This window comes from Deltaproteobacteria bacterium (genome assembly GCA_016709225.1).
In the GTDB taxonomy this organism is placed as follows: Bacteria; Myxococcota_A; Polyangia; order Nannocystales; family Nannocystaceae; genus Xiheibacterium; species Xiheibacterium phototrophicum.
Window position 1 is genome coordinate 1 of record JADJEE010000009.1, and the last position, 9,009, is coordinate 9,009.

At 66.2% G+C, this 9,009-nt stretch carries 13 protein-coding genes; all 13 read right to left on the reverse strand.

Annotated elements, in window-relative coordinates:
• Positions 1–134: 134 nt before the first annotated feature.
• Positions 135–425: a hypothetical protein gene (locus tag IPH07_24730; protein ID MBK6920630.1), complete on the reverse strand. Its 291-nt coding sequence runs from the start codon at positions 423–425 to the stop codon at positions 135–137.
• 31 nt (positions 426–456) lie between these two features.
• Positions 457–771, reverse strand: a complete 315-nt coding sequence (locus IPH07_24735) for a hypothetical protein (protein ID MBK6920631.1) — start codon at positions 769–771, stop codon at positions 457–459.
• Between the two features lie 15 nt (positions 772–786).
• Positions 787–1,155, reverse strand: a complete 369-nt coding sequence (locus tag IPH07_24740; GenBank protein ID MBK6920632.1) for a DUF3168 domain-containing protein — start codon at positions 1,153–1,155, stop codon at positions 787–789.
• Positions 1,152–1,718: an HK97 gp10 family phage protein gene (locus tag IPH07_24745; GenBank protein ID MBK6920633.1), complete on the reverse strand. Its 567-nt coding sequence runs from the start codon at positions 1,716–1,718 to the stop codon at positions 1,152–1,154. The genes IPH07_24740 and IPH07_24745 overlap by 4 nt, the downstream gene beginning before the upstream one ends.
• Positions 1,715–2,038, reverse strand: coding sequence for a phage head closure protein (locus tag IPH07_24750; GenBank protein ID MBK6920634.1), 324 nt, complete (start codon positions 2,036–2,038; stop codon positions 1,715–1,717). The genes IPH07_24745 and IPH07_24750 overlap by 4 nt, the downstream gene beginning before the upstream one ends.
• The gene (locus tag IPH07_24755; GenBank protein ID MBK6920635.1) at positions 2,035–2,598 is read right to left on the reverse strand and encodes a phage head-tail connector protein; all 564 of its coding nucleotides are present in this window, start codon (positions 2,596–2,598) and stop codon (positions 2,035–2,037) included. The genes IPH07_24750 and IPH07_24755 overlap by 4 nt, the downstream gene beginning before the upstream one ends.
• 39 nt (positions 2,599–2,637) lie before the next feature.
• Entirely contained in the window at positions 2,638–3,072 is a 435-nt protein-coding gene (locus tag IPH07_24760; GenBank protein ID MBK6920636.1) for a hypothetical protein, read from the reverse strand.
• An 18-nt stretch (positions 3,073–3,090) separates the two neighbouring features.
• Positions 3,091–4,314, reverse strand: a complete 1,224-nt coding sequence (locus tag IPH07_24765; protein ID MBK6920637.1) for a phage major capsid protein — start codon at positions 4,312–4,314, stop codon at positions 3,091–3,093.
• A gap of 141 nt (positions 4,315–4,455) precedes the next feature.
• Positions 4,456–5,349, reverse strand: a complete 894-nt coding sequence (locus IPH07_24770; protein ID MBK6920638.1) for a S49 family peptidase — start codon at positions 5,347–5,349, stop codon at positions 4,456–4,458.
• Between the two features lie 24 nt (positions 5,350–5,373).
• Positions 5,374–6,843 (reverse strand): phage portal protein, encoded by a 1,470-nt coding sequence (locus IPH07_24775; GenBank protein ID MBK6920639.1) that lies wholly within the window; start codon positions 6,841–6,843, stop codon positions 5,374–5,376.
• A gap of 17 nt (positions 6,844–6,860) precedes the next feature.
• The gene (locus IPH07_24780; GenBank protein ID MBK6920640.1) at positions 6,861–7,028 is read right to left on the reverse strand and encodes a hypothetical protein; all 168 of its coding nucleotides are present in this window, start codon (positions 7,026–7,028) and stop codon (positions 6,861–6,863) included.
• Complete coding sequence (locus tag IPH07_24785; GenBank protein MBK6920641.1) at positions 7,025–8,560, reverse strand: terminase; 1,536 nt, start codon at positions 8,558–8,560, stop codon at positions 7,025–7,027. Before IPH07_24785 ends, IPH07_24780 begins: the two co-directional genes overlap by 4 nt.
• Complete coding sequence (locus IPH07_24790) at positions 8,542–8,862, reverse strand: P27 family phage terminase small subunit (GenBank protein MBK6920642.1); 321 nt, start codon at positions 8,860–8,862, stop codon at positions 8,542–8,544. Before IPH07_24790 ends, IPH07_24785 begins: the two co-directional genes overlap by 19 nt.
• Between the last annotated feature and the right edge of the window lie 147 nt (positions 8,863–9,009).

Below are 9,009 nucleotides of genomic sequence, written 5' to 3' on the forward strand. Positions count from 1 at the left end.
CGTCGCGCCCGAGCGCCAGGCGCTCGGTCAGCGTCAACGCGCGCACGATGACCTCGCCGCCCAGCGACGCCACCTCGACCGCCTCTTTCGGGAGCCGCGGTGCTTTGATTTCGCCTCGCTTCAGCGCCATGCGATCAGCTCGCGTAGACCGTCGGCAAGCCGAACATGGTGATCGTCACGCTCGTCGTGACCTTGTCGCCGGCGTTGCCGATCGGCAGCAGCGTCGCGGACACGTAGCCGTTGAACACCATGATCTGCCCGTTGCGGAATGTAAATTTCACCGCGCGCGGCGACTGCGCATTCGACGCGGCTTGCAGCGCCAGCAGGCCGGCGTCGCTTACGTCCCAGATGGACTCGAACGAGTACGTCGCGGCCGACGTGTTGCCCGGCACCTGCTTGCTGATCGTGTCGTGGATCGTCGTCACGTCGATGAAATTGGGCTCGCCCCACTGGCCGTCAGCCCGGTCGCCGTCGTGAGTGACGTCCCGGAACGTGATTGCCTGAAACGACCCTGACGAAAACGTCGAGTAGGTCGTGTTTCGTCCTCGAGCCCAGCGTGGTCGACGTCGGGTTGTCGACGCGGAACACGCGCCCATCGAGTTGCGTCATCCCCTCGACGTCCAGGACGATAAACGCCCCGTCCGACTGCGCGCCGGAGGCGTGCGTCACAACGCCCGGGTCCGCCTTGGTGATGCCGCTGATCGTGACCGCGGTCGCGAGCGCCGATTGGATGGAGACCGATACGCCGGTCCACGTGGTGACAGTTGCCATGAGTTTGGGACTCCTCTAGATGACCCAGTAGTCAAAGGTGCAGACGGCGATCCAGATACCCGCCTCGTAGTCGAGCTCGGCGCGACGATTGGTCAACGTAAAGTGGGCAGCAACGAGCGCGGCCTGCGCCGCGTCTGCCAGCGTCTCGGCCGCGTACCGCTGCTCGTCCATGCACCACACGTCGAGCGTCACCCGCGTCGCCAGCAGCGTCGAATGGATCGTGTTGACCGCCTCCGTCGCTACCCGCTGGAACGAGACCGCGGGCAGCGCGAATTCCTGCGGAACGACATCCGGATAGATGCGCGCCGCGTCCCCGCTACCGACGAGCGCCGTCACCGCCGACGCCGCCTTGAGCGTGGCGTACGCGACCGATTCGGCGCTCACAATTTGGTCTCGCGGAACTTGGCTTCGGCGCGGCGGTAGAACTCTGCAAGGGCGCGATTGCCGGCCTGCGCAAACGCCGACCGCATGTACCAGCGCCCCTCGACAAACTCCCCTCCGCGGCGCAATGCCGCGCGAGCTGCCGACCTGGTGCGAGCCCCGCCAGTCAGCCGTCCGCCAGGCTGGCGTTTGCCATGGCCAGCCTCGACCCAGCGCCAGTAATACGCATCGCGCGACGCCCCGCCCTTGGTCGGCGGGTCGCCCGTGCGGACAGTGGTCGTGTAGGTTTCGGTTGTCCTGCCTGATTCGCGCCGATTGCGCACGACGATGATCGATCTCTTGAGCAACCCGGGCATCCGATCACCGTACCGACTCGCGAACACCCTGCCACTGCGCCCCGAAGCCTGCCGCATTGGCGCTCGCGCTCGCCCCGCGTCGCGGAATACCCGCGCCGCACCGGCCACCGCGAATCGCAATACGCGCCGGCCGACCTTTGGGCCGATCTCGTCCATCTGGCGGCGGAAATCCGGCAGGTTGGTGCGCACCTCGTAGACCGTGACGCTCATGTCGCTGCGTCCCCAAACGCCAGGATTTCGAGGTCCGCGCGCCGCGTACCGATGCCGATCACCTCGACTACGCCGTACGGTTTGTCGCGCCACAGGATCCGATGCGTCGGCGTCATCCACGACCGATAGCGCATGCGAAACCTGATCGTGATGTCTGCCTGCGCCTGCCGCGCTGCAATGTACTCGCGGCCAGATAGCGGCTCGGCCGACGCCCAGACGGTCTCGACGTCAGTCCATGTGATCTGCTCATCTCCCATCGCAGTTCGCGACACGCTTTTGTCCTGGATCGTGATCCGCTGATCGAGTTTGCCCGCCATCATGGCGCGAGCACCCGATAGCGATCGAGCAGCCGCACGACAAATTCTGTCGGCACGGGCGGTCGATCGCTATCGGCCTCCCGGGTCTCGTACAACGATCCGATGCGCAGCAGCATCCACTGTTTGATCAGCGGAGGTACGTTGCCGGCCGTGTAGCCGGCCGTGTAGACAACCTGCACGGTATCGCCCTGCGCGTGCAGTTGCGGCCATACCTGGCCGTCCTTAAGTCGCACGCGGGCGACCTCGCTCGCATAGTCGACGTAGTAGACCGACGTCGAGAGCGTCTGCGAGTCGCCGTTTTCGTCGGCATACGTGATCGATGTCACCGCCGTAATCGGCGGGTGCCGCAATTCCAGTCCGGCAAACGACGATGCACGCAGCGTGATCGTTTGCGCGCCGATCGCGCGCTGGGTGATCAGCTCGGCCTCATCGCGTGCGACTGAGATCAACGCCGTGATCAGCGTATCGTCATCGGTAAATGCCGTTTCGACACGCAAGTGCGCCTTCGCGGTCGCCAGCGATAACACCTCGCTCGCGACCGCAGTCGTAACCTGATAGTTCATGGATGGCGGGCGAGCGGGTTTCCCCGCCCGCCCTCATCGTCAGCCGACGATCTCATCCACGGTCGTCGCATCCACGGATGCGGTCGACCGCTTGCCCATCGCGAGGACGATGCCCCCGCAATCGCTTGTCGCCGTCGCGACCGTCATCGACAGCCGGAAGTGGGTGAACGACTGCGCCGATAGCGCGGCCGGGTCGATGTTGATCACGACCTGCTTGTTGCTGTCGGTGCCGGCCTGCGTCAACTGCGTGATCGCCAGACTGGTGACGTCGGCCGCGCCGGTCCCGCCGGAGTCGGTGGCCCCTTCGATCTTGGCGTCCAGGGTGGCGCTCGACCCGAGATCGCCAGCTTGCACGATCGCCATGTACTGATCGAAATCCGACGCATCGACCCAGCCAGACGTGACGGTGGACGCCGCGTATGCGTCCGGGTCGATATTGCCGACCACGTAGACCGCTTCGCTCATTTTCATCATGTTGCGAACTCCTATTGATTACGAACGGGTCGCGAGGACCACGAACGGCGACAGCGTGTCGCTGCCGTTTTTGCGCCCGATCGCCGAGCCGACGGCCGGCGCGCCGTCGCGTCGGAACGTCGCCCGAAACGCTTGCGCGCCGACGTCGAAGTAGAAATGCATCGACTGCGCCATCTCGATCGCGACCGCGCCAGACTTGGTGATGGTGCGGTACGAGCCGAAATCGACCAGCGCGATGTCGTTGACGGTACCCAGCGTCGCGCACGACTCCGAGTAGAGGACCGGCCGGCCGAGCAGCAGACCACCGGGCGCGCCCTTGATGCCTTCGTTCGGGGGCGTCCAGATCGGCTGATCCCCGATCGTCATCGTGATGAGCTGCGGGAGGACCGACTGATGCATGACCCAGCGGGCGCGCGCCATCGCGTACACCGGCAGCCGTGCCAGCATTTTGGCGACGTTGGCCGAGTTGACGGTCGCCGCAGTCTGGCTACCCTCTTTGGCGACACTCACCAGCGCGTCGGCGTTGAAAATGCCCTTGGGCTTCGCAACGCCGTCGCCCGCCAAGATGGCGTCGTTGGCCTTCCAGCGGATCGCCTCGCCCATCTTGCGCGAGAGGTACGCCGCCATCGCGGTCGAGTCTGCCAGCAGCTCGTCGGTCGCCGGGCAAAACGCGACCAGCTTGCGCAGACGCAGCGTCGCCATGTCGAGCACGGGTTTGGTCAGCGTCGGGGCCCCGGCCTCTCCGACCCAGTACGCCCGCACCCCCGACGACCCCCACGGGGTCGTCTCGTCGCTCGGGAACGTCATCGCATTGCCCGACACCGGCGTGTTGTCCGTCAGCGGGACGAGCGAATCGCCCTCGAGCGCCAGCGACATGATCTCGCGCGCGAACTCGGGCGGCACCGCGTATCCGCCATCGGCGCCCGCGCCCTCGTTGGCGTACGTGACGGCGCAGCGGCCATCAGGCGTTGATCGATGCCCACCCCGGGGTTTGTCGCGGCGCGATACACGGACGCCGCGAATTCGCCGAAGTGGCGGAATCCGCCGTTCGCCTCGGCGGCGCGCTCGACGACCTCGATGCGCGCACCGTCGCGCACCTCGAGCGGCACACCGGCGACGGACGCGGCCGCCTCCATCAGCACCTGCTCGCGCTCGATCTGGGGACCGAGCGCCGCGATCGCGGCCATCTCGGCGTCGAACGCTGCTTGTTCGTCGGCCGTCAGATCGCGATCCGCATCCGATGCGGCCGCGTTGATCTTCTCGGCCGCGGCGACGTGCGCCGCTTTGCGGGCCAGGAGCCCGCGAAGTCGCTTGTTCATGTCCATGTCCTCATTCAGATCACAGATCAGATTGGTCAGTCTGCCGGCAGCATCGGCCGCGCGATCACGCCGACGCCAAACGGAGAGCGTTTGCGTTGCGGCCGACATGCGACCGCTTGCGTGCGTTTTGCAGCCGATCGAGCGTGGCGTCGAGCGGCTCGATGCGATCGACCATCCCGCGCGACATCGCCTCGCGAGCGACAAATGCCCGGCCCTCGCCGTACTGCTCGCCGCGCACCACGTCGACGCCGACCCCGCGGCCCTTGGCAATCGATGCTGTCATGACAGCCCCGTAGTGGTCGACTTGCTCCTGCAGCGTCGCCCGCGCCTCGTCGGACAACGGGGCGACGGACGCGCCCTCCGCTTTGTGCCGCCCATAGTGGACGATGCTGTATTTGATGCCCGCAGCCGCGTCCGCTGCCGACGTGTCCGCATGCACCGCGAGCACGCCGATCGATCCGACCATCGCCGATGGCGAGGCGACGATCTCATCGGCAGCCGATGCGATCCAGTACGCCGCCGACGACATCAGCGCATTTGCGTGCGCGACGATCGGCTTTTGCCCGCGAGCGTGCAGGATGGCGTCCGCCAGCTCCGGCGTGCCCATGACCGACCCGCCGGGCGAATCGACGTCCAGGAGGATCGCCGCGACGTTGGGGTCTGCAAGCGCCGCCCGGAATTGCCGCATCACGATCTCGGACGACGTACCCGATGGGCCGCTGACAGACTGCACCATCCGCGCGCGGTGAGCGACGACCCCCCAGACGGGAATCACGGCGACCGACCCCGGCGCAACGGTGTTGTGCCGCTCGGCCGCCGCCGCTTTGGGCTCGGCAATCGCCGCATCGATCTGCGATGGGTCGAGCACCACCCCGGCCGCATGACGCGCGAGGACCGCGACGACGCGATCGAGCGCGCCGGCATCCATCGCCCACACTTGCGACAGCAACGCCGCCATCAGCCTATTCATCGTCTGCGATCCTCAAAATTTCTGCGCCGCCGAGCGCCCGCCAGTCGGCCAGTGTTGCCAGCGCGTCCCTTCGGACGCGTGGAGCTCATCAAACCGCGCGGCGCACACGCGATCGGCTGTCGATTGATCAACCGATAGCACCTTCGCCAACCACGGCGCATGCGCCTCGTAAAACTCGACGATCCGCTCGGCCGAGGAGGATTTCGCCATTGCGCGCTCGACCCCGTTGCACTCGCGCGTGACTGCACGATCTGCCGCCGCGAGCATCATCGCCGCGGCGCGGCGCGGCGCCGGATTCTGCCCCGGGGGCTGCGGCTCGGGTTTCCCGCTCGGCTGCGTGCGCCCCATGTTCAGCGGAGCCAGCGGCTCATCGAGCCCATCGAGAGGTTCCATGCTCTCGGCAAGGCGCACCTCGTTGCGCGTCATCCAGCCGTCTGCAATTGCCGCGTGGTAGTAGTTCGACCGCGCCTGCGAGTCGCCGCGCAGCAGTTGCCGCACGTCAAACTCCGCTCGCAAATCCTCGGCCTCGACGTCGAGCAGCAGTTGCGTTTCGACAGCCTCCTCCCACCGCCGAAACAGCGCCATCACCACCGAATTGTAAAAATCGTGCGACTGCTGCTCGATGTTTGCAAACGTTGCCCGGTCCAGTATTCCGACCAGGTGCGGAGGGACCAGAAACATCCGGCAGAGATCGGCGTCGGAATACTTGCGCGACTCCAAAAACTGCGCGTCCTCGTTTGTCATCCCGAGCTCGTGCAGTTTCATCCCGCGATCCAACACCGGCGTGCTGTACGCGCTCCCACCAGACAAGCCGGATCGGAATCGCTGTTGGAATTCGGCGTGCGCCGACGCGTCCTTGAACTGCCCGGGCACCTCGACCCACATGCCAGCGTGCCGCGCGCCGTTGCGCAGGAACCGCCCGGCGTAGTCCTGCGCAACCAGCGCATTGCCGATCGGATCGCGCATCGCGTCGACGACCGACAGACCCGAAAACCCATCCATCGACAACGCGCGGAGATGGAATACCTCCGAACTGGCAAGCGCGCGCTCTTGCCCGCGCCAATCTGTCACCAGATACCGCACGTCGAAGTCGGATACCTGCTCGATCTTGATCCGGTCCGGGTGCAGCGGGACCAGCGCCAGGATCTCCCCGGCCTGGCCGTAGACAATCTGCGCGTAGGCGTTGGACCGCAGGCACAAATGCGCCTGCAACATCTCGCGCAGTTCAAACGGCGATTGCCAGTCGTTCGGACGTCGGCGCAACACCCGGTCCAGCGGATGACCGCGTGCCTGCTGTGCAACCCCCCTCATGAGTCCGAAGGGGACTTTGGCCACCGCCTCCGACAATATCCGCACGCACGCCAGCACGACCGATAGTCGCATCGCGCTGTCCGGCCCGACTCGCGCGCCGCTGGCCGACACCGCGCCGACCGGCTGATACCAAAAATCGTCGTCGGCGCTCGGCCGTTCGGCCGACAGCATGCCCGCTGTGACAAACATCAGGCGCGCCGCACGACAGCGAGCGTGACGACGCTCATCGCCGACGCCCACGCCCCGCCGATCAGCAACGCAAACGCGCCGCCCCAGATCATCGCGGCGCCCGCAATGATCGCTGCCAGGCTGAGCGTTTGCGTGGCGTTGTAAACAGTCGCCGGGCTGATCGTCATACGAAAAACACCTCGCCATCGTGGATTTGCCCGGCCTCTTGCGCGCCAGCAGCAACCCCAATCGCCATCACCAATGCGACCAGCGCGTCAATGCGCCCGGTCGCTCTGGATTTCGTCAGGCGCCGCCCGCCCGTGTGGTCGGACTCCGCGATCGCCGACGCTGCTGCGGCCGTCAGCGCGGGGTGCATCCCGTGCCGCAGCGACCCATTGAGCAAGACAGCCTCGAACGCATCGATTGCCGGCGTCATGTCGCGATACCCCTGCCCGTGCGGGTGCAACCGCTCGATCCAGTGATCGAGACCGACGCGCTCGAGCGAGGCCCGGAACACGTCGATGCGCCAGCGGTCAAACGCGACGCGCTGTACGTCCCAATCGCCACACTCGTCCGCGCAAAACCGCGCGATGTCGTCGTAGTCGATCGACGCGCCGCGCGTCAAAAATAGCGCACCGTCGCGCGCCCAAACGTCGTAGGCTGCGCGGTCGCGCCTCGCGCGCTCGTACAAGCCCTGCTCCGGCGCCCAGACAAAGGGGCGCGCGCACCACACATCGTCGGCCTGCCAAACCTGCACCATCGCAGTCAGGTCCGATCGCGCCGACAGATCCAGGCCGACCCAGCACGGTTCGCCCGCGTAGTCCGGCACGGCGCCGCCGCACGCAACCCACGCGGACCGCGACACCAGCAGCGCATCGGCGGCCACACGCTGATTCGCAATGAGGTTGCGGAACGCCGCCTCCTTGCTTTTCATCCGCTTGGCCTCGTCGGCCATGCGGCGCACCTCAGCCTGATTCATCAGGTGCCAGTTCGGCTGAGCACAAGACAAGACGTCCATATCAAACGGGTCCGCGTCCTCCGGGACCGCGTACAGGATGCACTTGCTCTCCGGGTCCGCGCCCGTCATCGCATCATCGATCAGCATCGACAGCAGATCGCCATCGCTGGGCGCCTGCGTGCTGATGATGACCGTCAACGGCGATTCCTGCGCCGCGCACGCCGTTTCGAGCGCGTCGTACAGTTCGTCGCGCGGGCCGACAACCTGCCCGAGCTCATCGTGCACGACGAGCGCAGGCGACAGCCCGTATTTGGTTTTCGCGTCGGCCGAAAGTGCCTTGTACTCTGAGCCGAGCTCCGTGCAGACGATTTCTTTGACCGTGTCGCGAACCGTCAGGTAGTGATCGAGATCCGGTGACAGCCGGATCATTTTCAGCGCCAGGTCAAACAGCACCGATGCTTGATCGCGTGACCGCGCAGCCGAGTACAACTGCGAGTTCGGCAGCGCCTCAGGACCGCACAGGTGCAACAAAACCAAAAACGCGGCCGTCGTCGTTTTGGCGTTCTTCCGCGGGAACGACAGGATCATCCGACGCGTCGGCGACCCGTAAATCTCCTCGAGCCACCGTAACTGCTCGGGCGACAGTTTGACCGGCCGGCCAACCAGCCGGCCCTCCGGGACTCTCAGGTGTTGCTCGATCCAGTCCGCATTGCGCCTGGCCCGTGCGGACAGGTCGCCACGTCTCAACCGACAGACTCCCAGGGCCGAGCCGGGCCGCCACCCTTCGCCGTTTTCGTGGCCGCGACACGGTCAGACGTGCGCGCCGAGGGGCACAGCCGCAATTTGACCGCCATCTGGGCCATCGCCGACGCCTGCGACGTGAGCATCTGGTGCGACGGGTTGACGTACTCGCGGCCGTTGTCGCCGACAAACGTCATCCCGCGCGCCTCGATATCCGCGGCGGCGCGCTTGTAAACACGGCCGCCACGACATACGCGGCGAGTAGCGGCACGTCGCCCGGCCGAAAATAGTCGGCCGGCAGCGAATCGACGATCGTCACCCATTCGGCCGCCTGCTCCGGCGTCAGATGGGCTGGCGGCTGCACGCGCGCGTGCGCCATCCGGACCACCCCCATTCCGTTTTTGCTCGATTTGGTCATGGCATCGCCCGGCCGCGAATGACGGCCAATAGTCCGAATTTATGGTTTCGAG

What these genes read in the sequence shown, in the direction of transcription:
- IPH07_24760 (MBK6920636.1), bottom strand. Translation starts at nt 3,072, where the DNA reads ATGATGAAAATGAGCGAAGCGGTCTACGTGGTCGGCAATATCGACCCG.
- IPH07_24780 (MBK6920640.1), bottom strand. Translation starts at nt 7,028, where the DNA reads ATGACGATCAGCCCGGCGACTGTTTACAACGCCACGCAAACGCTCAGC.
- IPH07_24770 (MBK6920638.1), bottom strand. Translation starts at nt 5,349, where the DNA reads ATGGCGGCGTTGCTGTCGCAAGTGTGGGCGATGGATGCCGGCGCGCTC.
- IPH07_24775 (MBK6920639.1), bottom strand. Translation starts at nt 6,843, where the DNA reads ATGCTGTCGGCCGAACGGCCGAGCGCCGACGACGATTTTTGGTATCAG.
- IPH07_24745 (MBK6920633.1), bottom strand. Translation starts at nt 1,718, where the DNA reads ATGAGCGTCACGGTCTACGAGGTGCGCACCAACCTGCCGGATTTCCGC.
- IPH07_24790 (MBK6920642.1), bottom strand. Translation starts at nt 8,862, where the DNA reads ATGGGTGACGATCGTCGATTCGCTGCCGGCCGACTATTTTCGGCCGGG.
- IPH07_24735 (MBK6920631.1), bottom strand. Translation starts at nt 771, where the DNA reads ATGGCAACTGTCACCACGTGGACCGGCGTATCGGTCTCCATCCAATCG.
- IPH07_24750 (MBK6920634.1), bottom strand. Translation starts at nt 2,038, where the DNA reads ATGATGGCGGGCAAACTCGATCAGCGGATCACGATCCAGGACAAAAGC.
- IPH07_24755 (MBK6920635.1), bottom strand. Translation starts at nt 2,598, where the DNA reads ATGAACTATCAGGTTACGACTGCGGTCGCGAGCGAGGTGTTATCGCTG.